The organism is Micromonospora cremea, from assembly GCF_900143515.1.
GTDB classification, from domain to species: Bacteria; Actinomycetota; Actinomycetes; order Mycobacteriales; family Micromonosporaceae; genus Micromonospora; species Micromonospora cremea.
In genome coordinates this window covers 4,048,607-4,068,813 of sequence record NZ_FSQT01000002.1, presented here as the reverse complement: position 1 = coordinate 4,068,813, position 20,207 = coordinate 4,048,607, and the positions used below count along the sequence as shown (strand labels likewise).

Genomic DNA, 20,207 nt, shown 5'->3' with positions numbered 1-20,207 from the left:
CCGGTCTCAGTCGCTGAAGCCAAGCTGGGGATAGAGGGCGTCGGGGGCGACGACCGCTCCTTGCGGCCGCACGACGTCGATAGCTGCACCGAAGTCGCTGTAGCGAAGAGACGCGCTCGGCAGCCCATCGGCGGCTGGCATCAAGAAGATCACCAACCGGCCTTCGGCATCCAGCGTTGCGCTGAACGCGTGGCTGCGCGCGCTGTCGGAGAACGTGCCATCTGGACCGGGACGCAAGTTGATCCCGTTGCCGGCGTCGATCCGGGTCACGTCGATCGTCCCGGTGATCTGAGAGCCGTCTGCTCGTGCGGTGACGATCGCGTTGATGAGGCGGGCCGAGCCGCCAGGGTCGTTCTTTCCCCGGGCGAAGCTGATGGCGAAATTTGACGGCACCCGGGCCGGGTCGAGGGTCATCCATTCGTGGCCGACACCCGGAAGGTCCAGGTTGGACTTCATGTAGACCTCATTGTCGATCATCCGGATCTCAGCGACCTTACCGAATGCCGAAATCGTGGCATCGGCGCGCTTGTTGACGTTGTCGGTGTGCGACAGCGTTATGACCTGACTCGCGATGTCGGCGTCGACGCGAAAGCTCGTCTGATCGATGAACTCCGTACCTGCCCACAGCAGGTCGATCGCGCTGGCCGTAGCGGCGGCCTCCGCGCTGATGGTCGGCGCCGGGGCGGGTTCGTTTCCCGTCCGCGCGCCAACCGACCAGCACAGTAGGAGCAGTATTCCTGCAGAAATGCCGGCCACCGCGGCTCGACGTGTCATAGCCCACATGGTAGGCGGCTTTGGAAAGGTCCAGCGGCACTCGGCCTCTGCCTCGACAATTCGATCCGCGCGGGCGGCGGCGCATGGAACGGAACTCATGATCTCTATCGCCACTCGGTGGATAGACGGAGTGCTCGAACTCGCCGCAGTCTCACTCGGCTTGTCCACGCCGCGCCTGGGTCGCGCGCACATCCGAGTTCGCGGTCTACGGCGTGCACGCAGCCGAGCGCTTCCGGCAATTCTTCATCATCGCGCTCGGCGAGCTCATCCTGGTGAGCGGGCTGACGTTCAGCCGCGGCAGATTCGAGCCCGACCGGGTTGCCGCGGTCGTGGTCGCGTTCGCCACCACGGCGCTGCAGTGGCGGATCTACATCCACCGCGCCGGAAGCCTGCTGGGGGAGGCCATCGCAGCCGCCCGCGATCCACTCCGCGCGGTCATCCCGGCGTTGTACGCCCACCTGCTCATGGTCGCCGGCATCGTCGTCATCGCAGTCGGCGACGAGCTTGTCATCGAGCACCCGCTCGGACACACCCCACCGGCCTGGATCATCGTCATTCTCGGCGGACCCGCGCTGTTCCTCGCCGGCCGGGGCATGTTCGAGTACGAGGTGTTCGGTCGGGTCTCCCGCTCCCGGCCGATCGGGATCCTCGCACTCGCCGCCACATTGCCGGCGGCGTTCTTCCTGCCGCCACTGCTGGCCGCCACGGCACCTGCCCTCGTCCTGGCCGTAATCGCCGTGTCCGACGCAGCCCGCGCCCGAGGACGCCCACCCGAGCCGCCCTCACCACCCGGCTAGCCGAGATGTGTCACCCTCGTCCCGAGGCATGGTTGCTCGGCTTCACGGGTCATGGCGGCGGTGTTGATGCGGTACGTTGCGCGGAGCGAGGGTCGGCGAAGGGGGAACGTGGCTGTCAACCGCGATAATGACGGGTGGGGCGGGGTGCGTGAGAGCCTCGACGCAACCGCTGACCGGTTCGGCGAACTGGTTCGGACGGCCCAGCATCCAGCGGCAATGGCAACCCCGCACTGGTCGATTGTGGACGCCGCCGCGCACGTGGTCGCCATCGCCGCGCTGTACACCTCGATTGTCCGGCCGGGCGAGGTGCCGTCCGCGCTCTCGGTGCCCGCGCTCGAGGACCGGCTCATGGCGACCACGATCGACAATGTGTCCGACCTCAATGACCTGGTGATGCGGCATTTCACCGAGCGTGACCCGGAGACCCTGGCCCAACGGCTCCGCGCCGACGTCAACCAGATCCTCGGTACGACCGAGAACGTCGATCCAGCAACACCGGTGCCCTGGCTCGGTGGCTCCCAGCTGCCGGTCGCCGCTGTGCTGGCCCACCTGCTGAACGAACTGCTGATCCATGGCTGGGATATCGCCCGGGTGGCGCGACTCCCGTGGTCGATCCCGCCGCGGGACGCGGCACTGTACTTCGACCTTTTCCTGGTCGGGTTGCTGACCAATGACTACGGGCGGTTGCTGGACTCGGCGGAGCCGGTACGGGCGGGCCGGATCGCGGTCGAGTTCCGCTCCGCGTACACGTCCACCACGGCGCTGGTCCTGCGGGACGGCCGGGTGTCGGTAGAAGAGCCCGGCCGCGACCTGGACGTGCGGGTGTCCTTCGACCCGCCGACGATGAACCTGATGATGTTCGGGCGGATCAACCGGCCGCGCGCCGTACTCACCCGCAAGATCGTCATCGGTGGCCGCCGCCCGTGGCTGCTACCCCGATTCCTGCGTACGGTGCGGGCGCCGGGCTGAACCGGCGCTGGCCAACTGTCGGCGGCAATGGGATCACCGTGTCGGTGAGGCGGGCGGCTCGGGCGTCCCCGATCCCACCCATGGTGTGGACCTGTGGTGGTCCGGAAACACCGCCACCACGGCGGCCGCATCCAACCGTGCTCCTCAGTCCGCCTGCGCCGGCGTACGGACGGACCGGCTACTCCTCCGGGACGCGCGGCCCAACCTCGCCCCGCTTCAGGTGCTCCGCGTTGCGGTCGGCTTCGCTGTCGGCGTGCGCAGCCCCGGAGCTCGGGTCCGTCGTTCGGCGTCCCTCGGCGTCCTGATACACCTCGCCGGTCTCGAGGGCTCTCTCCTGCTGACTCTGCTCAGGCGTGGTCATAACCACCCAACTACCCTCCCGCCCCACCAGCAAACGGCACACCTGCTGTTCGACCGGCGTCTCCTTGACGAGGACGAACGTTCGTTCAACAGCCCGGGGGCCGTCCCTGGCGTGAGTGGCCCTGATTCTTCACTCCGATGTCACCAATCGATTCCACAGGTGACGTGTCGGTGTCTGTGCGCAGGAGTTGGCTGTCAGTCGTCGCACTTGTCCTGACCAGGAGCTGATCCACGTGCCTTCCTCTCGTCGTACCTTCCTCGCTGGCGGCGCCGCCGCCGGCGTAGGCATTGCCATCGCCGGCGGCTTGCCGTCCCTGGCGCAGGCCAGCCCGGGCCGGCCTCACCCGCCGGTCAAGGCCGGCAACGTGCCCTTCCCGCCGCTCGTGGACGACCCCGACGGCATCCTGGCCCTGCCCGAGGGCTTCAACTACACCGTGGTTACCCGGACCGGCGTCACCCGGCTCGACCGCGGCCAGGGCATGACCCCGGCCGCCCACGACGGCATGGCTGTCTACGACGCCGGCCGCGGCCGTTACACCCTGATCCAGAACCACGAGATCGACCCGGGCGCCGAGTTCGGCGTACCGCACGTCGAGGGAACGGTCTACGACTCGGGCGCCGTCGACGCCGGCGGTTGCACCGTGATCAGAACCGACCGTGCGGGCCGCAACCTGGGTGAGTTCGTCGCCCTCTCGGGCACCGTCGCCAACTGCGCCGGCGGGCCGACCCCGTGGGGGACCTGGCTCACCTGCGAGGAGACCGAGGACCGGGCCGGCGACGAGTGGGAAGAGGACGGCAAGTCCGGCGTCTTCCAGAAGGATCACGGCTACGTCTTCGAGGTCTGGGCCGACGGCAGCGCGGACCCGAAGCCGATCAAATGCCTGGGCCGCTACTCGCACGAGGCTCTGGCGGTCGACAAGGACCGCACCACGATCTACCTCTCCGAGGACGCCGACGAGCCCAACGGCCTCTTCTACCGCTGGACGGCGCCAAGCGGCCTCAAGCTGGGTCCCGGTGTGCTCACCCGCCTCGCACCGAACGCCGGCGTCCTCGCCGCGATGCAGATCATCATGGACGACGGCTCGGTCCTGCCGGACGTCGCCTACCTGACCTCCGCCCAGATGGGGCGCCCCTTCCCCGTGCGGTGGATCGAGGTGCCTGACCGCGACGCGCGGAACAAGCCCGTGCGTGAGCAGTTCACCGATGGCCAGGTCACCCGCGGACGCAAGTTCGAGGGCGTGTGGGGCACCGACGAGGGCGTGTACGTGGTCAACTCCTTCGCCTGGGACGACGGTGACCTGCCGGCCGACGCGGCTCCGCACGACGGCATGGTCTGGTTCTACAACTACAAGGCTCAGACCATCCAGCTGGTGACGTACTTCCCGCACCAGACCGCCTCGGAGGAGGGGACGCCGGTCAAGTACAACGACCTCACCTTCGACGGCCCGGACAACGTGACCGTCACCCCGTGGGGAAGTCTCGTGCTCGCCGAGGACGGCTCGGGCGCCTCCCACGTGCTCAGCGCGGTCCCGGGCGGCCCAACGTACGCGATCGCCCGCAACCAGCTCAACGACTCAGAGTTCTGCGGGCCGACCTTCACCGCCGACGGCAAGGTGCTCTTCGTCAACATGCAGGACCCCGGCCTCACCCTGGCCATCACCGGCCCGTGGGAGAAGTACCTGGGCTAACGGAGCCAGATCGACCGGGTGGGGGTCAGGCGATCCGCCTGACCCCCACTGCATCTACGACGCACGTTCGGTCGACGCTCATCCGGTCCGCCAGGAAGTGCGGTTCCGGTCCCCGTCGAGAGGCGCGACCGCGGTGACCCTGGCCGGTGCGGGCGCAGGCTCACCCGCCACGGCTGAAGTGACGTCGGAGTATCAGGACGCTTCGCGGACGCGCAGGTCGGCCAGCCACACCTCGGCCAGGTCGCTGAGCGCGACGCCGAGGACCTCACTGAGGCAGACCACGGTGCCGAACGCGGGTGCCGGGAGCCGGCCCACCTCGATCTTGCGCAGCGTCTCCGGCGAGATGCCGGCCGCCAGGGCGACCTCGACGAGGCTGCGGCCACCTCGCGCGACCCGAAGAGCCGCCCCGAGACGTTGCCCGGCTGCGATCTGTGCAGGCGTGAGCGGTGGGCGAACCATGTCAGCAGGATAGATCCGCCTTCTCGGGCCAGCAATGCCAACCCGGCGGGCACCCCGACCGGGTGGTATAAATATACCGCACCGGACCGGGGAGGGTTGATCGTGATCGAACTTAAATCCGCCGAGGAGATCGATCGGATGGCCGTGACCGGCCAGTTCGTCGGCGAGCTGCTGGCGGAGCTGCGTGAGGTCGCCGCCGTCGGGGTCAACCTGATGGACCTCGAGCACCACGCCCGCCGCCGGATCAGGGAGCGTGGCGCCGAGTCCTGCTACTGGGACTACACGCCGTCGTTCGGGCGCGGCCCGTTCCGCAACGTCCTGTGCCTCTCGGTCAACGACGCCGTGCTGCACGGCCTGCCGCGCAACTACGCCCTGCGCGACGGTGACCTACTGAGCATCGACATGGCGGTCGGGATCGACGGCTGGGTCGCCGACTCCGCGCTGTCCGTCATCGTCGGCACCCCTGCCCCGGATGACCTGAAGCTGATCGAGGCCACCGAGGTCGCGCTGGAGGCCGCGATCGACGCCGCGTGGCCGGGCAATCAGCTCGGCGACATCTCCGCCGCCATCGGCGAGGTCTCCCGCCGCTACGGCTACCAGGTCAACGACGAGTTCGGCGGGCACGGCATCGGCCGCACCATGCATGAGGCCCCACACGTGCCCAACAACGGCCGCTCCGGCCGGGGCATGAAGCTCAAGCCCGGCTTGACGATCGCGATCGAGCCGTGGTTCTGCCGCAGCACCAACAAGATCAAATTTGACGAGGACGGGTGGACGATCCGGTCCGCGGACGGCTCGCATTCGGCCCACTCCGAGCACACCGTCGCGATCACCACGGCCGGCCCCCAGGTACTGACCCGCCGCCCCGGGCACGACACAAGGCCGGGCAACCGCAGCGGGCAGTCGGCCGCGACGTCCTGACGAGCCCCGCTTTGGGGCGGTCGGATGGCCAGGCGGCGTCCGTTCCACACCAGTTGGCGCTGTTGAGAGCGGGCCGCCCCGGTTCTGAACCTGCTCGGCGGGGCCGAGCCGTCCACGGACGGCTCGGCCCCGCTCTCGGTTCGTCAGGGGGTCACCCGGGTGGCCGGGCTGTCGCCCGGCAGGCCCGACATGTCGGCCTCGACCGGCGGCAACGGAGTGGTTCCGAGGACGCTGCCGTCCGGGGAGTACGCGGTGAGGGTGCCCGGCTGGTCCAGCGGTATCCGAGTGGTGCCGGCGTTCGACGCGTCGAGGGTGACCGTGGCCGGCGGTGCGCCGCCGACCGTGACCGTGACGCGGGCCGCGTCCGGCGGGGCGATCACCCGCACCTGGTCCGTCGGCGTGCGGGTGCCGTTGTCGGCCCGGATCCGCCAGCCGATCGGTCGCTGGTCGGCGCCCTCGGCCGGCAGCAGCAGCCGCAGGTCGGTCGACCAGCCGGTTCGGTCGTCACCGTGCATGGCGTACGCGATAACCCCGCCGCCGGCAGGCTGCACGGTGAGCAGCACGGCGGCCTGGCCGTGCTCGCTGCCCGACCAACGCACCCGTACCGTCGTCCCGGCAGCCGGAAGGCGACTGTTGAGGAGTGCCGATTCGACGAAGTTACGCAGGTTCGCGTCGTCCAGCGGCGTACCTCGGACACCCCGTCGGGCGGTGGTGAGCAGGACGTCCATCTCCGGCCCGGTCGGGTCGATTGCGGCGTACGGGCCGCCGCCCAGGCCACCCTGGTAGAGCACGTGGTCGCCACGGCTGACCCGGACGACGGGTTCGCTCGGAAGGGGCGCGGGGGGCAGGACGGCGAACCCGACCCCGCTGCCGTCCGCCCTCGCGGGGTTCTGGTACTCCAGGGTGCCCCTCGTCGTGTACCGAGGGTCGCCACTGATCATCACGGTCGACTCGGCCGGCCCGACGACGACCGCGAATCCGCCCCGTTCGGTACCGGCTTGCATCAGGGTCATCACGGGGCTGTCGACGCTCTCGCTGTGCCCGGCGTAGTGCATCTGTTGGGCGCCGGCCCCGGCCGGACCCACGTACCAGACCAGCGCCTCCTTGGTCAGTAGGCCGAACCGCAGCGGCACCGCGACCAGCGCGACCCGGTGGCCCGGCTCGTCACTGCCGTAGAGCAGACGAATCCGGTTGCGATCGCCGACCTTCCAGATGCCGTCCCGGTTCCAGCCACCCAACGGGGTGTCGGTGCTCATCGGCGGTTCGGTGCTGATCCGCGCCCGCAGCGTGTCCAGCCAGGCCTGATCGCCGGCCAGCGCGCCCCGCGGCGGCGCGTCGAGCAGCGGCATCGGGGCGGCGGCGACCGCGATGCCCGGCGCCCACCTGGGCAGGGGAACCACGTTGGTCTGGACCCCGACGAGCGCGGCCCCGACCACGGTAGCCACCGCCGCCCGGATCAGCCGCGTCCGTCGGTGCCGTCGCTCGCGCCGGGCGAACCCCGGCCACGGGTCCTCAGGTACGTCGACGCCGTGCGCGGCCTGCCACAGCGCAGGACTGAGCGCCGAGTTTGCGAAGCTCTCGGTCATGCCAGTTCCTCCTCGAGCCGTACCGGGGACTGCGGGGCGGGTGGGACGAACTCGACCCGCAGCCGGGCCAACCCGCGCGACGCCTGGCTCTTCACCGAGCCGATGGAGCAGCCGAGAACCTTGGCGGTGTCCGCCTCGCTGAGGTCCTCGAAGTAGCGCAGCACCAGAACCGCCTGGGTCCTGGGCGGCAACCGCCGCAGCGCGGTGAGGAGCAGTTGCCGCTCCTCCACCTGCGCGTACGCGTCCGACGTCGGCGCGCTGTCGGAGGTCAGCAGCGGCACCTCCAGCGGCCGCCGCCGACGCCGCCAGGAGATCGCCGTGTTGACCATCACCCGGCGTACGTAGACCTCGGGGGCGTCCCTGCGCAGTACCCGCCCCAGCGCCGATGGGTCTTCTCCAACGCCGACTGCGTCAGGTCCTCGGCTGTCCCCCGGTCGCCGGTCAGCAGGTAGGCCGTTCGGAGCAACGGCCCCCACTGTCGTTGTACGAACAGCCGGAACTGTTCGTCGTCTTCGTGCCGACTCACGCCGCCTCCAGGTCGCGTCCGCCTCGCGTTCACGTGCGGATGCAGAGTGAGACGCGATCTGCGCCGTCCGGGGTTGAGTGGGAAACCGTACGTCGAAACGGATTCGGATCTGCCGGTGGTTGCCCGCAGCCGCACCGGATCGATCACCCTGCGTGCAGATCTGGCTGACGGAACCGGCCGGCCAGCCGATCGGTGAGTTTCGGGTCGCGCGGAGGTCACAGCCTGCAGGACCGCTGGCAGACTGACGCGCTCGTACCCGAAGGAGACGCATGGCAAAGCTCATCTACTCGATGATCACCTCGCTCGACGGCTACGCCGAGGCGGCGGAAGGCGGCCTCGGCACCGGGGCCGACGATCAGGAGGTGCATACCTTCATCAACGACCTCTTCCGCCCCGTCGGCACATACCTCTACGGCCGACGGATGTACGAGACGATGGTCTACTGGGAGACCGCGCACACCGAGCCCGACCAGCCGTCGCACATCCTGCAGTACGCCCGCGACTGGCAGGCCGCGGAGAAGATCGTGTACTCCACGACGCTGGAGTCGGTGTCCAGCGCGAAGACCAGAATTGAGCGGACCTTCGACCCGCACGCGGTGCGCAAGCTCAAGGCCGAGGCTGATCACGACCTCACCGTCGACGGCCCGAATCTCGCGGCCCAGGCGATCGCGGCCGGCCTGGTGGACGAGTACCACCTGTTCATCACCACGAGCGTGGTCGGCGGCGGCAAGCGATTCTTCCCCGACGGCGTGCGCCTCGATCTCGAGCTGGTCGAGGAGCGTGCCTTCGACAGCGGACTGATCTACGCGCGCTACCGGACCCGCTGAGGGTCTTCTTCCCCCGGACCCTGAAAACGGCCCGGTAGATCGGCCGGCGTGGTGCCGGGTCAGGCGCCGCGCGCCGGCGCGCGGTGCAGCGAGCTGCTCGCGTTCACCCCGGCGTTGTCACTCACGCTGATGCCCAGCCGCTCGACCAGTTCCCCGCCCAGCCAGGCAGTCACCCCGGACAGGATGATGCCCGCGAAGCTCAGGACCAGCGCGGCGGCGTTCGGTTCCCAGTTCTCCCGGGACAGACGCACCAGCCAGCTCACCGCGAACAGGATCACGACCACCAGATTTCCGGTGCCGTGCGCCGCGCCGATCCGCTTGGCCCGGGTGCCGGCTGGGATGGCCCGCCAGTCGGCGAGGCCGAACAGGGCGGCGACAAGGCCGCCGATGACACCCGCCGCGATGGTGTACGCGGCGGAGATCTGAAACCCCGTTCGGTCGGTGATCAGATAGAGAATGTCGAAAATGACCGACGTAGCGAGCAGACCGAGCGGAAACACGATCAGCATGGGATGGATCGCGTGACCCATCGCCTTGGCTCGACTTTCCACCGTAAACCTCCTGTCGGTGCGACAACCGCGCCCGCATACCCGGACCGGACGCCGATACACCCGACGGACGCTCGGTTCAGCGGCTATGCCGGCGAGCCGGGCGGACAACGACGCTTCCGGTCGGCGGGGCGCGGGTCGTCGTACTCCCCCGGCTGACGGTGCACCGCGAGGGGGCCGCGTCCGGCGGGACGCGACCCCCTCGATATCGGTCAGCGGCGCAGTGCGCCCGGCAGTGCCGCCGCGTCCACCGTGGTCGACGGACCGTGGTAGATCGCGTTGAAGAGCAGCTTGCTCGGGTCGCGAGACCAGGTACGGAAGGTCGGCTCGCTGCCGAACGTCACGATCAACCCCTCCCCCACCTGGTGCTTGACGATGTTGGCCTTGCCGTTGAGGTGCTCCCCGCCGATGAGCCAGCCGCTCTGCAACTGCTCGCCGGAGGTGGGGAACGAGGAGACCACGTCGCCACCGGTGACGTTGTACGCCTGGTCGTCCTCACCGAACCACACCGGCGTGTCCGGGCGCATACCCCAGGCCACCGGGTCCGCGGTGTCGAATCGCTGGCTGAGGATGCTGCCTGGCGAGAAGAACTCATGCTCGTCGGAGGGAAGCGCCGGGGTGATCGGCAGCGAGGCGAGCTGGCGCGCCGTCGCGACGGAGTCGCCGATCGCCAGGAGCGTCCCGCCGTCTTCGACGAACTTGCGCAGCTCGGCCCAGCCGGCCTCGCCAACGCCGTACGCCCAGGACCACTCGGCCGGGTAACGGTCCCGGTTCAGGCCCGAGACGATGTCAGCCCGGCTGATCCCCGCCGGCAGGACGATCGTGTCGAACTTCGCGTTGAGGTCGCCGGTGAAGTCGTCGGCCACGACCTCGCTGAAGCCGGTGCCGTACTGCTCGAACAGCCACTTCATCCAGCCGCCGGGGATGTTGTTGACGCCGCGGAAGAGACCGACCCGGGTGTTGTCCTTGAGTCGCTCCGCCGCCACCCGCGGCGCCTGGCCGACGCCGAACACGGGGATGCCGGTCTTCCGGGAGACATCCTGCAGGGCGGTCCGCGCCGCCTTGCTCGGCTCGACGATCAGGGTGCCCGGGGCGTAGGTGCGTCCGCCGGCCGAGAACTCGGCGCTGGCCCGGAAGGTCCGCGCACCGGCCTTCTGCAGCGCGGCGATCATCATCGCGGTGCCGTAGGACTCGGGGCCGACCAGGTAGGCGCCGCCCGCTCCCGGGTCACCGGGGAACGCCGGGTTGGCCGGCTGCACCTCCTTCACCTGGGTGGTCGCGGCGGTGAAGGGCTTCGCAGCACTGTCGACCTGGACGCCCAGGAGCATCGGCAGGGTCTGCGCCGTCACGTCGTAGGGGCTCTGCGGCGGGCCACCCGGGTACTCCCGCAGGTCGGGGTAGTCCTGCGCCTCCAGCAACGTCTTGGCGAACCGACCGTAGGGCTGCGCGTACCGAATGACCCAGGAGCCGGCCGCGTACTGCTTGCCGTTCGCGGTGAAGGCGGAGGTCGCCTGCTCGATCTCGACATCGCCGGTCTGCAGCGTCTTCAGCAGTTCGTACGTGGCGAACGGATCCCGCTGGCCGGCCGGAACGATGTAGCCGAACGGCTTGTCGGCGCTCGGGTCGACAGCGTTGCGCTGGGTGCGGTAGAAGTTGTAGAGCCACTCGGTCTTGTACTTGGCGACGTTGCTCAGCGCGCCGAAGACCGACGTGTCGAGGTAGTCCACGATCTGCGCCAGCGTCCAGGTGGACTGGTCGTACGGCTCGATGAAGTTGGTGTCCGGCTCCTGCGGGCCGATCGGGCCGCCGTCGCTGCTTCTGTAGGGGTAGGCGAGGTCCTGCGCGCTGGCCGCCTCGACCAGGATGCGCGGCGCGCCGTGGTAGGTCATGTACTGGCGCGACGGCGTCCAGTAGTCGTAGGTCGACCCCCAGTTGACGCCCTTCTTGCCCTCGGCGGTCAGGCTCCGTGAGATCTCCATGCCGAGAGAGTTGGTCTGCTGGACGGTGATGGGGTCGATGTTCGGGTCGTTCGGCGAGAGGTACGGCGGGACGAAGATCCGGCCCCGGGCGTTACCCATCTGGTGGAGGTTCTGGACGACCTGCGGCTTCCATTCGTTCTGCAGGGTGACGCTGATCTGCGTCTCGGGCTGCGTGAACATGAACCAGTCACGGTTGTCGTCGTGCCCGATGTATTTCTGGTAGAGGTCGGGATAGGTGCGGGCGTAGTTCGTTCCGGCGGTTTCGTTGAAGTAGTCGCCCACCCACTCCGTGCCGTCTGGGCTCTGCGCCGGAATGATGAGCAGCACCACGTTGTTGAGAATTTCCGAAATCGTGGTCGACTTCTCGTCGGCGAGCCGGTGGAGAATGTTCGGGATGACCTGCGCGGTGCCCACCTCGGTGGAGTGGATCGCGGCTTCCAGCAGGAAGACCGGCTTGCTCTGCGCGGCGAGTTTCTTGGCCTCCGCCTCGCTCAGACCGCGCGGGTCGGCCAGTCGCTGGTTGATCTGCTTGATCCGGTCAAGGTTTTTGAGGTTGTCCCGGGAACTGACCGTGACCAGCGGGAAGGGTCGCCCCGACGCCGTCTTGCCGATCTCCTGGTAGAGCACCTTGTCGGAGCGGTCCGCGACGAGCTTGTAGTACTTCACGAGGTCGTCCCAGCGGGCCAGCTTGCCCTCGGCCCCGAGAGGGAAGCCGAAGAACTGCTCGGGACTGGTGATGCGCGGGGCCGCGGTGGCGGCCGAATTCAGAACGAGACTGCTACTTAAGGGCAGGGTCAATGCAAGGAGAGCAGCTGCGGGCAGCAGGGCTCTCCTTTTCCAGGTACGCACAGACATTCTCCTTGTGCTCGCTGCCATGCTGAATGCGTGTCGAATTCCGGGCAGCGTAAGTCGCTCCGAAACCGACGAATTCCACCCCCCTTTCATGAATAGAAATATCAGAATGTGTAAGGCCGAGTCAACATCTTGAGCATTACTTGAGGTTCGCCGTCGCCGGCCGCTCGCTCGCCCGGAGGCCGGCCGACCCGGTCGGCGAGGCTGGGCGCGCCGTCGGGGCCGAACCGCGCGCCACGCAGGCGTCAGGTCCCGCGCGCGGTGCGCGGCCAACCGGGACCGACGTCTACCGGTTCATCGCCGCAGTGAGGGACGCCTACCCGCTCCTCGGAGGTGCCGGCTGTCCCGGAACTGGCGGGGGGTCATGCCGGTGCGGGCGCGGAAGCGACGGATGAGGTGCCGCTCGTCGCTGAATCCCAGGACGGCGGCGATGTCTCTCGTGCTCATCGACGTGTGCTCCAGCAGTTCCGCTGCGGTGTCCAGCCGGTGCCGGTTCCGGTACTGCTGCGGACCAGCGCCGGCACGAGCGCGGAAGGCTCGGCGCCAGGTTTCGTACGGCATTCCGACCGCTCGGGCCACCTCCGGCATGCCGATGTGCGTCTCCAAGTCACCCTCGAGCAGTTCCACCGAGCGGGCGAACCAGCCGGCCTGCACGCCTTCCCTCGTCCTGCCGGCGGCGCTGGTTGCGTCCACGATGAGCCCCAACAGTTCCAACCCCTCGCTGTCACCGCCTCCCGGTGACGAGGCACGGGGGCGGCGACGGAAGGCGCCCAAGCGTGCCTGCCACAGGGCCACCGGCAACGCCGTGTGCACCGGTTGGGCGGGGTCGACGACGCCTGACCGGTGGGCCAGCTCGAACAACGGCCCGTCGAAGACGAGGAACGTTTCGTCCCAGGTGGCATCGCCAGCCGTGCCGTACCAGTGCGGCAGTCCGGGGAAGACGAGGATCAGCGTGCCGGGTACCACGGGGATGTCATGGGTCGCGTCCCGGTACCGGCCGGCCCCGGCGGTGACGTAGGTCAGGGCGTAGGACGGATAGCTGCGTGGTGCAGGGCTCGGGATCCCGGTCCCACCCTCGATCCGCCCCGCGAGTCGTATGTGCCCGAGACGTGCGACGCCGCGTCGGGACACCACCTCCGCACCGGGTGCCATCCCGGGACGGTAGACCACAACGTACCCCTCCTGCCAGGTCGTTCCGGGAGTGGCCATCAGCCGTCTGGTGGGCTGTCGGCACAGCCTGGCACCACGAAACAGCATTACCGAGCGAAAAGAGATCGCGCCATGACCCGCACTCACCTGCCGCCGTTGACCAGCGCGTACCCGGTGTCCGCCGCGGACGTGGCGTCGTACCGGCGCGACGGTCACGTCCGACTGCCCGGCGTCGCGAACGCCGGCGAGGTCTTTGCCTTCCGTGACGTGATCGCGGCCGGCGTACGACGGCTGAGCACCGAGGACAAGCCAATGGACGAGCGCGACACCTACCGTCGCGCGTTCCTGCAGGTCGGAAATCTGTGGCGGCACGACCCGGCGGCGGCCCAGTTCAGCCTGGCCAGCCGATTCGCGGGCGTGGCCGCCGCGCTACTGGGCGTCGAGCGGGTTCGGCTCTACCACGACCAGGCGCTGTTCAAGGAGCCGCAGGGCGGCCACACGCCCTGGCACCAGGACGCCATGTACTGGCCGCTGGACGGGCTTCGGTGCATCACCATGTGGATGCCGCTGGTCGACGTCAGTCCCGAGGCGGGCGGCATGTGCTTCGCCAGTGGCAGTCACACCGCCGGTCCGCTCAGTGACGTCGTCATCTCCGACGCGTCCGAGGAGCACTTCGAACGGCTCGTCTCCGACCGGCGGTTCCCGATCGCGGCGCCGACCGCGATGGCGGCCGGAGACGCCACCTTCCACTCGGGCTGGACCGTGCACAAGGCGTTGCCCAACGCGTCGACGCGCATGCGGGAGGTGATGACCGTGATCTGGTTCGCCGACGGCCTGACCGTCAGCCCGCCGGCCAACCCGGCGCAGGCCAACGACCTGGCCACCTGGCTGCCCGGCGCGAGGCCCGGTGACCTGGCCGCCACCGAACTGAACCCCCTCCTGCCGACGGCCGGCTGAGCCCGGCCAGCCGCGGATCGCCGGTCATCGGCTGCCGCGCCGATGCGGGCGGACCGGAGCCCACCAGCCCGGCGCTGAAGATTGGGAGGTCTCCGGTTCGACGCCGGAGGGGAACACCCTGCTTCACCTTCCCTGGGGCCAGCCCTCGGTGGCTCCTTGGGGACGGCTGGCATCGCCGGCATGACCGGCCGCCCCGGCTCCGGTGCGCCCGGCGGCTTTGCGACGCCGTACCGCCGCGGCTCCGGCTGCTCCCGCCGCAAGCAGCGCCGCCATCAGTGGCCATGGAGTACGACGACGAGCCACAACTTGTTGCTTCTTTGGAGTACGACGACGAGCTGCGGCTTGTTGCCTTTCCAGGAACCTCTGCGCTCTCATTTCCTCATTGTCGGCACCCGGGGCAGGCCAGGCGGCGGAATCGACGCCTGCGACTGGCAACCGGCCGGCCACAGCCATGGCCACCCGTATTCTAGCGCTAGAATAGGCTCGTGGAGTTGACTCCCGCTGAGCTGACCGTGTTGGGCCTGGTCATCGAACGGCCGCAGCACGGTTACGACCTGCAGCAAGTGATCGAGCAGCGCGGCATACGACAGTGGACCGACATCGGGTTCTCCTCCATCTACTACCTGCTCACCAAGCTGGAGCAGCGCGGCCTGCTCCATGTCCCGGAGGCTCCGGCCGCCGGGAAGTCCCGCCGCGTCTTCCACGCCACCACCCAAGGCCGCAAGGTTGCGGCACGTAACGCGCTGGCCTTCGTCGCCGAGGCACGGCCGGTCCCACATCCACTGCTGGTCGGCGTGGCCAACCTGTCCCTGCTCTCGGCGCAGCAGTACGCACAGGCGCTGCGCACCCGGCTGGCGCAGATCGAAGCCCGGATCGCCGCGGTCGAGGCCGTCCGGGAGGTGCGGCTGGCACAAGCCCCGTTCGCGGCGCGTGAGGTGTTCTCCTACTCCCTGAGCCTCCTAAAGGCAGAAAGGCAGTGGCTCGCCACCCGAGTCCAGGTGTCCGGTGACAAACAAAGCTGACGACAAGACCGACTTCAAGAAGACCCTTGACGCCTACCAAGCGCAACGAGGCCGGTTCCGGATAGTTGACATACCCGACATGCAGTACCTGATGACCGATGGCCACGGCGACCCCAACACCTCGCCCGCCTTCCTCGAGGCGGTCGAGGCGCTCTACCCGGTGGCGTACAAGCTGAAGTTCGCCAGCAAGCGAGACCTCGGGCGCGACTACGTCGTCCCGCCCCTAGAAGGCCTGTGGTGGGCCGAGGACATGAGCTCTTTCACCACCGAACGGGACAAGTCACAGTGGGACTGGACGCTGATGCTCATGGTTCCGGACTGGATCGACCAGACCATGTTCACGACCGCCGTCGAGCAGACCGAGGCGAAGCACCGACCGGCGCGCCTCGACGACGTCCGCCTCCAGACGCTGACCGAGGGGCGGTGCGTGCAGACGCTGCACGTCGGTTCCTTCGACGACGAGGCCGACGTGCTCGCGCGACTGCATCAGGATTTCATCCCTGGCCACGGTCTTCGCATGGCCGGCACCCACCACGAGATCTACCTCAGTGACTTCCGCAAGGTCGCACCCGACAGGCGGCGCACCATCCTCAGGCAACCGATCACCGTCGACACCGGAGCGTGAACGGCTGGCTCGCGGTGAGGCTAAGCGGCTCGGCCACCTCGGCGGCCATACTCGCCGAGGAGCCTCCGACACTGAAGCTGTAGTCGGTGACGGACGCGTGCGCTCATCGGCTACGACCGGACGTCCGCGCACCCGGACATACCACCTCTGGCAGCTACCCAGGGTGAGGTCGATGCGTTCGGAGTCGTGTCCCCTTCAGTGGATTCGATCTTCAGCCGAAGCGGCGTGACTCGTGGTCACGCGACGAGGAGGAGCACGCTGATCGCCACCATCACCATGGCGGTGGCCCCGTGGATGCCGTACACGGCCGCCTTGGGCCCGTTGTTACGCGACACGATCAGTGCATCGCCGGCGGGTATGCCGGCGGCGGCCAGCATGAACCAGCCCAGCAGGTGCGGTGTCGCTCCAGCCAGCAGGATGAAGATGAAGAGCCCCGAGGCGATGTCGCGCACGGCCTTGACGGACAGCCAGGCCTGGAAGGTGCGGTCCTCGGTCCGCGTGCCGGGGATGCCGAAGCCGGCTGCGGCCCGCGGCGCCCGGAAGGCGTTCGCGCCCATGAAGATGCAGCCTGCGCCGATCAGTCCGGCGAGCACGTTGGCGATGATGGTGAGCATTGGCGACTTCCCTCTTGGTGACACTGGCGGAGTTCTAGCGGCGCTAGATTCGTGACGGCCGAGGTTTGGCTGGGGTCATGGAACGATCACCACGCCGCCGCGGACGCCGCCTTTGCCCAGCCGGTCGTGAGCGGCCGCGGCGTCGGCGAAGGGGTACACGTCGGCGACCCGGAGCGGGATGTCGCCGCTGGTGACGAGTTTGACCAGTTCACCCAGCCGCGATCCATCCGGTAGCACCTCCAGCGCGAAGGTCCGGATTTCCCGCACCGGTTCCGGGCGAAGCGGAGGCGACGCGGCCACGTAGCCGCCGCCGTCGCGGATGAGGCCCAGCAGCGAGGGGCCGATCACCGCCAGGTCGATGACCGCATCGAACATCCCCGTCGGGTCGTCTGAGCGCGACAGGAATGCCGCGCCCAGCGTCTCCACGAACGCACGGTCGTCGGTTCCGGCGAGTCCCGTGGCGTGCAGGCCGGTCGCGGGGGCCAGCGCCAGGACGAACCCGCCGACCTGCCCGGCGGCGCCGGTGACGAGCACGGTCGAACCCGCCGGGACCGCGAGCAGGTCGAGGGCCTGGGCGGCGGCGAGGCCGTTGGTCGGCAAGGTCGCCGCCTCGGTGGCGGGGACGCCGGCGGGCGCGGAGGTCAGCCAGGCTGCGTCGAGCACCACGTACTCCGCGTGGGCACCGACCGTGGTTTGCAGCCATGGCGAGAAGCCGATGACGTTGTCGCCGATCGTGAACTGCTCGACTGCCGGGTCGACCGCGTCGACGGTGCCAGCCACATCCCAGCCGGGCGTGTACGGCAAACCGGTCGGCAGCGGGGCCGGGAACCGACCGGAGCGGATCATCAGATCGACCGGGTGGACGACGGACGCGGCGACCCTCACCCGTACCTGCCCCGGCCCCGGCTCGGGCACCGGCACGTCGGCCACGTGCAGGACCTCCGGACCGCCGAACTGTGCATAGCTGACTGCGCGCATCGCTGTCTCCCTGGTGGGCTTCTCGTGATCACCAAGACCGTAGGGATCAGCGGGCACTGCCAGTAAGTAGGTACCGTGGAGTGCCTAGGGCACCGGTGGAGGGCACGATGGCGACGACGACCGCGGCACAACGCCGCGAACAGGCCAAACGCGACTACGACGCGTTCCTGGCACGGTGCCCGACCCGCGAGTTGTTGAGCAGGCTCACTGACAAGTGGGTCGCACTGGTGATCCCAGCCCTCGCCGACGGCCCGCAGCGGCACAGCGAACTCGCCGGCCGCATCGCCGGCGTCAGCCAGAAGATGCTCACTCAGACCCTGCGCACGCTGGAGCGCGACGGCCTGATCACCCGCACGGTCACCGCCTCGGTACCGGTCCGCGTCGACTACGAACTCACTCCGCTCGGCCATGAACTGTTTCCGGTCATGATCGCGATCAAGAACTGGGCGGAGACGCACATGGACCGGGTCTTCGAAGCCCGCACCCAATTCGACGCACGCCCCTGAACCTCCTCAGAGACGGCGCAACGTGTCCGCTCATCGGCTACGACCGGACGTCCTCGTACCCGGACTTACCACCGCTGACGGCTACCTAGCGTGACGGCGCTCCGACGCCGACGCGCACGATCGGCGGCAGTTGAATGGGTCATGGTCGAATGATGCGTGGTGCGTTGAGGTCCTGATTGTCGATGAGGACGTCGGCCCGGTCATGCGGGGCACAGGCTTCGAAGTAGATGCGTTGCGCGTACACGTAGCGGCGGATGCTCGCGTGCGCGGGATCGGGATGCGTTCCGTCGCGCATCGCCATGCGCTTTGCTGTCTCGGCAAAGGGCACGTCCAGAAACACCGACAGATCCCAGGCCGTGACCAGCTCGTCGCGTTGCAGAAAGAGCCCGTCGACGATGAGTACGGCGGCAGGCGCAGCGGTAAGCGGTTCCGGGTCGAGAGGGGCGTCGGTGGCGAGGTCGTGTGCGGCGGGCCGGTACAGCCGTGTGCCACCCGGGCGGAAGGGTTCGAGGACGTCGCTGCGGAACCTCGGATAGTTGAAGGCGTCTTGCCAATAGCCCTCCGGTGACTCCCGTCCTTGCTGGTATCGGACCGGTCGCGGGTTGTGGAAGTCGTCGAGGGAGATCCGAACGACAGGGCGGCCGGACGCCTGAACATCGGCGGCAAGCTCATCGGCGAACATCGTCTTACCGGATGCGTCCGGACCATCGACCGCCACGCGGGCACAGGCACCGTTCTGCAATGCGGGAATCAAGCCCGCAACCCGCCGGATGACATCGCGTCGCTCGACTGAGCTGATCACCCGGCAAGATTCCCATGCTGACCTACCGGCCCGCATCCGCTCATCGGCACGTGCGCACGTCGCCATCCGTCAAACGGCTGCGCTCCACGCCGCGCGGATCGCGGCATGTCAGTGGCGTTGAGGAACGCCAGGGGGAAACGCGCCCGGATGGGCATTACGGCCTGAAGCGCGTGGGGCCAGTGGCGCAGAAGGACGTGGTCACCGCTCCCCCGCCAGCCAGACACTGGCCGTCAACCAGCGCTCTGTCCCGCAGTGGCTCACCGAGATCGACCTCATAGGAGACCTGATCGTTGCTGGGGCACGCTGCAAAATGCGGCCGCATCGGAGCGACGCTGAAAGTCACGACAACCTCGAACTCGCTGATGTGAACTGCCGGCGCCAAGACCTGCCCCGTGACGCCGTTATTGCAGTCCAGTCGCGAGACGAGGGCAGTGAACCTCGTGGACGACCTTTGAAGGCTTTTGTCCGGACCGAGATCCCAGGCAGCAGCATCGCCACCCGCGCTCGTCTGTGTCGGTGTACTCGGCTCGGGCTCAGAGATCACACCTGATCTTGCGGTAGGTGGTTCGGTGGCGACCCCACATGCCACTGTCAGGGCAGCCAGGGACGTCCACGCCAACACCGAGACAAATCGAAACAGGGTCCTCATGTCTATGAGACCTAGTGCTGCCTCCGTCGGTTCCATCGGAACCTAGAAGCACACGGAACTCAGTCGAGACAGAACTCGTTGCCCTCGATGTCCTGCATCACGAGGCACGACTCGTTCTCGCCATCGGCACGCAGTAGTCGCACACGTACCGCACCGAGCGCGGTCAGTCGTGCGCATTCCGCCTCAAGGACGGCCAGGCGCTCTTCACCCACAAGCCCGGTGCCGACCCGCACGTCGAGGTGCAGCCGATTCTTGACGACCTTGCCTTCGGGAACGCGCTGGAAGAACAGCCGCGGGCCCACACCTGAGGGATCAATGCACGCGAACGCTGAACCCTGATGCTCAGGCGGCAACGCGCGATTGAAATCGTCCCAGGTAGCAAACCCCTCCGGTGGCGGCGGTACGACGTACCCCAACACCTCGCACCAGAAACGAGCGACGCGTTCAGGTTCTGCGCAGTCGAAGGTGACCTGGAACTGCTTGACCGACGCCATCGGCCCACCATAGAGGCGAGGGTCTTTCGTCGTCTCCACGGGGTCACCCCTGGTTGGCCCACGGCGCCACACTCGCTATCCGTCGGGAGTCAAGGCGGTCGGCGCTGTCGTTGGCCGGGGCCTGG

At 68.4% G+C, this 20,207-nt stretch carries 18 protein-coding genes and 2 pseudogenes; 9 read left to right on the top strand and 11 right to left on the bottom strand.

The features are described from left to right. Nucleotides 1-6: 6 nt before the first annotated feature. A complete protein-coding gene (locus BUS84_RS32610) occupies nt 7-774 on the bottom strand; it encodes a hypothetical protein (protein WP_143728587.1) in 768 nt (255 codons plus the stop codon). A gap of 191 nt (nt 775-965) precedes the next feature. On the opposite strand from BUS84_RS32610, the pseudogene BUS84_RS32605 reads away from it, so the two are divergent. From BUS84_RS32605 to BUS84_RS32590, 3 genes and pseudogenes are all read left to right on the top strand, one after another. Further along, a pseudogene (locus tag BUS84_RS32605) lies at nt 966-1,571 on the top strand (low temperature requirement protein A); the annotation flags it as partial. Between the two features lie 108 nt (nt 1,572-1,679). Further along, entirely contained in the window at nt 1,680-2,540 is an 861-nt protein-coding gene (locus tag BUS84_RS32600; protein ID WP_074318221.1) for a maleylpyruvate isomerase N-terminal domain-containing protein, read from the top strand. A 593-nt stretch (nt 2,541-3,133) separates the two neighbouring features. Next, nucleotides 3,134-4,588, top strand: coding sequence for an alkaline phosphatase PhoX (locus tag BUS84_RS32590; RefSeq protein WP_074318220.1), 1,455 nt, complete (start codon nt 3,134-3,136; stop codon nt 4,586-4,588). A gap of 192 nt (nt 4,589-4,780) precedes the next feature. Here BUS84_RS32590 and BUS84_RS32585 read toward each other — a convergent pair whose 3' ends face one another. Continuing rightward, complete coding sequence (locus BUS84_RS32585; protein WP_074318219.1) at nt 4,781-5,047, bottom strand: helix-turn-helix domain-containing protein; 267 nt, start codon at nt 5,045-5,047, stop codon at nt 4,781-4,783. A 102-nt stretch (nt 5,048-5,149) separates the two neighbouring features. Between BUS84_RS32585 and map the strand changes: the two genes are divergently transcribed. Beyond that, nucleotides 5,150-5,968: a type I methionyl aminopeptidase gene (map, locus tag BUS84_RS32580; protein ID WP_074318218.1), complete on the top strand. Its 819-nt coding sequence runs from the start codon at nt 5,150-5,152 to the stop codon at nt 5,966-5,968. Between the two features lie 143 nt (nt 5,969-6,111). On the opposite strand, the gene BUS84_RS32575 is transcribed toward map, so the two are convergent. Both BUS84_RS32575 and BUS84_RS32570 read right to left on the bottom strand, forming a co-directional pair. Next, on the bottom strand, nt 6,112-7,554 hold the full coding sequence (locus tag BUS84_RS32575) for a hypothetical protein (protein WP_074318217.1): 1,443 nt from the start codon (nt 7,552-7,554) through the stop codon (nt 6,112-6,114). Beyond that, nucleotides 7,551-8,080 (bottom strand): annotated as a pseudogene (locus BUS84_RS32570) (SigE family RNA polymerase sigma factor). The gene BUS84_RS32575 and the pseudogene BUS84_RS32570 overlap by 4 nt, the downstream one beginning before the upstream one ends. A 269-nt stretch (nt 8,081-8,349) precedes the next feature. Here BUS84_RS32570 and BUS84_RS32565 point away from each other — a divergent pair. Further along, the gene (locus BUS84_RS32565) at nt 8,350-8,907 is read left to right on the top strand and encodes a dihydrofolate reductase family protein (RefSeq protein WP_074318216.1); all 558 of its coding nucleotides are present in this window, start codon (nt 8,350-8,352) and stop codon (nt 8,905-8,907) included. 59 nt (nt 8,908-8,966) lie between these two features. On the opposite strand, the gene BUS84_RS32560 is transcribed toward BUS84_RS32565, so the two are convergent. From BUS84_RS32560 to BUS84_RS32550, 3 genes are all read right to left on the bottom strand, one after another. After that, nucleotides 8,967-9,518: a DUF2231 domain-containing protein gene (locus BUS84_RS32560; RefSeq protein ID WP_244298795.1), complete on the bottom strand. Its 552-nt coding sequence runs from the start codon at nt 9,516-9,518 to the stop codon at nt 8,967-8,969. Between the two features lie 149 nt (nt 9,519-9,667). Next, nucleotides 9,668-12,283, bottom strand: coding sequence for a M14 family zinc carboxypeptidase (locus tag BUS84_RS32555; RefSeq protein ID WP_159451096.1), 2,616 nt, complete (start codon nt 12,281-12,283; stop codon nt 9,668-9,670). A 297-nt stretch (nt 12,284-12,580) separates the two neighbouring features. Next, entirely contained in the window at nt 12,581-13,438 is an 858-nt protein-coding gene (locus BUS84_RS32550) for a helix-turn-helix transcriptional regulator (protein WP_159451095.1), read from the bottom strand. Nucleotides 13,439-13,567: 129 nt separating this feature from the next. Between BUS84_RS32550 and BUS84_RS32545 the strand changes: the two genes are divergently transcribed. The 3 genes from BUS84_RS32545 (at nt 13,568) to BUS84_RS32535 (ending at nt 16,039) form a co-directional block, all read left to right on the top strand. Further along, the gene (locus tag BUS84_RS32545; RefSeq protein ID WP_074318212.1) at nt 13,568-14,392 is read left to right on the top strand and encodes a phytanoyl-CoA dioxygenase family protein; all 825 of its coding nucleotides are present in this window, start codon (nt 13,568-13,570) and stop codon (nt 14,390-14,392) included. A gap of 485 nt (nt 14,393-14,877) precedes the next feature. Continuing rightward, a complete protein-coding gene (locus tag BUS84_RS32540; RefSeq protein WP_074318211.1) occupies nt 14,878-15,414 on the top strand; it encodes a PadR family transcriptional regulator in 537 nt (178 codons plus the stop codon). Then, on the top strand, nt 15,398-16,039 hold the full coding sequence (locus tag BUS84_RS32535; protein ID WP_074318210.1) for a GyrI-like domain-containing protein: 642 nt from the start codon (nt 15,398-15,400) through the stop codon (nt 16,037-16,039). The genes BUS84_RS32540 and BUS84_RS32535 overlap by 17 nt, the downstream gene beginning before the upstream one ends. Before the next feature lie 236 nt (nt 16,040-16,275). Here the strand turns inward: BUS84_RS32535 and BUS84_RS32530 are convergent, their stop codons facing one another. Together BUS84_RS32530 and BUS84_RS32525 are read right to left on the bottom strand one after the other, a co-directional pair. Next, nucleotides 16,276-16,653 carry a DUF4267 domain-containing protein gene (locus BUS84_RS32530; RefSeq protein ID WP_074318209.1) on the bottom strand — a complete coding sequence of 126 codons (378 nt, stop codon included), beginning with the start codon at nt 16,651-16,653 and terminating at the stop codon, nt 16,276-16,278. A gap of 75 nt (nt 16,654-16,728) precedes the next feature. Continuing rightward, nucleotides 16,729-17,631: an NADP-dependent oxidoreductase gene (locus tag BUS84_RS32525; RefSeq protein ID WP_074318208.1), complete on the bottom strand. Its 903-nt coding sequence runs from the start codon at nt 17,629-17,631 to the stop codon at nt 16,729-16,731. Between the two features lie 107 nt (nt 17,632-17,738). On the opposite strand from BUS84_RS32525, the gene BUS84_RS32520 reads away from it, so the two are divergent. Beyond that, complete coding sequence (locus BUS84_RS32520; RefSeq protein ID WP_074318207.1) at nt 17,739-18,137, top strand: winged helix-turn-helix transcriptional regulator; 399 nt, start codon at nt 17,739-17,741, stop codon at nt 18,135-18,137. Nucleotides 18,138-18,276: 139 nt separating this feature from the next. Here BUS84_RS32520 and BUS84_RS32515 read toward each other — a convergent pair whose 3' ends face one another. Both BUS84_RS32515 and BUS84_RS32510 read right to left on the bottom strand, forming a co-directional pair. Beyond that, on the bottom strand, nt 18,277-18,939 hold the full coding sequence (locus BUS84_RS32515) for a nucleoside/nucleotide kinase family protein (RefSeq protein WP_244298794.1): 663 nt from the start codon (nt 18,937-18,939) through the stop codon (nt 18,277-18,279). A 708-nt stretch (nt 18,940-19,647) separates the two neighbouring features. Then, entirely contained in the window at nt 19,648-20,082 is a 435-nt protein-coding gene (locus BUS84_RS32510; RefSeq protein ID WP_074318205.1) for a VOC family protein, read from the bottom strand. Nucleotides 20,083-20,207 lie beyond the last annotated feature (125 nt).

What these genes read in the sequence shown, in the direction of transcription:
- BUS84_RS32610 (WP_143728587.1), bottom strand. Translation starts at nt 774, where the DNA reads ATGACACGTCGAGCCGCGGTGGCCGGCATTTCTGCAGGAATACTGCTC.
- BUS84_RS32585 (WP_074318219.1), bottom strand. Translation starts at nt 5,047, where the DNA reads ATGGTTCGCCCACCGCTCACGCCTGCACAGATCGCAGCCGGGCAACGT.
- BUS84_RS32575 (WP_074318217.1), bottom strand. Translation starts at nt 7,554, where the DNA reads ATGACCGAGAGCTTCGCAAACTCGGCGCTCAGTCCTGCGCTGTGGCAG.
- BUS84_RS32565 (WP_074318216.1), top strand. Translation starts at nt 8,350, where the DNA reads ATGGCAAAGCTCATCTACTCGATGATCACCTCGCTCGACGGCTACGCC.
- BUS84_RS32550 (WP_159451095.1), bottom strand. Translation starts at nt 13,438, where the DNA reads ATGGCACCCGGTGCGGAGGTGGTGTCCCGACGCGGCGTCGCACGTCTC.
- BUS84_RS32545 (WP_074318212.1), top strand. Translation starts at nt 13,568, where the DNA reads ATGACCCGCACTCACCTGCCGCCGTTGACCAGCGCGTACCCGGTGTCC.
- BUS84_RS32530 (WP_074318209.1), bottom strand. Translation starts at nt 16,653, where the DNA reads ATGCTCACCATCATCGCCAACGTGCTCGCCGGACTGATCGGCGCAGGC.
- BUS84_RS32525 (WP_074318208.1), bottom strand. Translation starts at nt 17,631, where the DNA reads ATGCGCGCAGTCAGCTATGCACAGTTCGGCGGTCCGGAGGTCCTGCAC.
- BUS84_RS32520 (WP_074318207.1), top strand. Translation starts at nt 17,739, where the DNA reads ATGGCGACGACGACCGCGGCACAACGCCGCGAACAGGCCAAACGCGAC.
- BUS84_RS32510 (WP_074318205.1), bottom strand. Translation starts at nt 20,082, where the DNA reads ATGGCGTCGGTCAAGCAGTTCCAGGTCACCTTCGACTGCGCAGAACCT.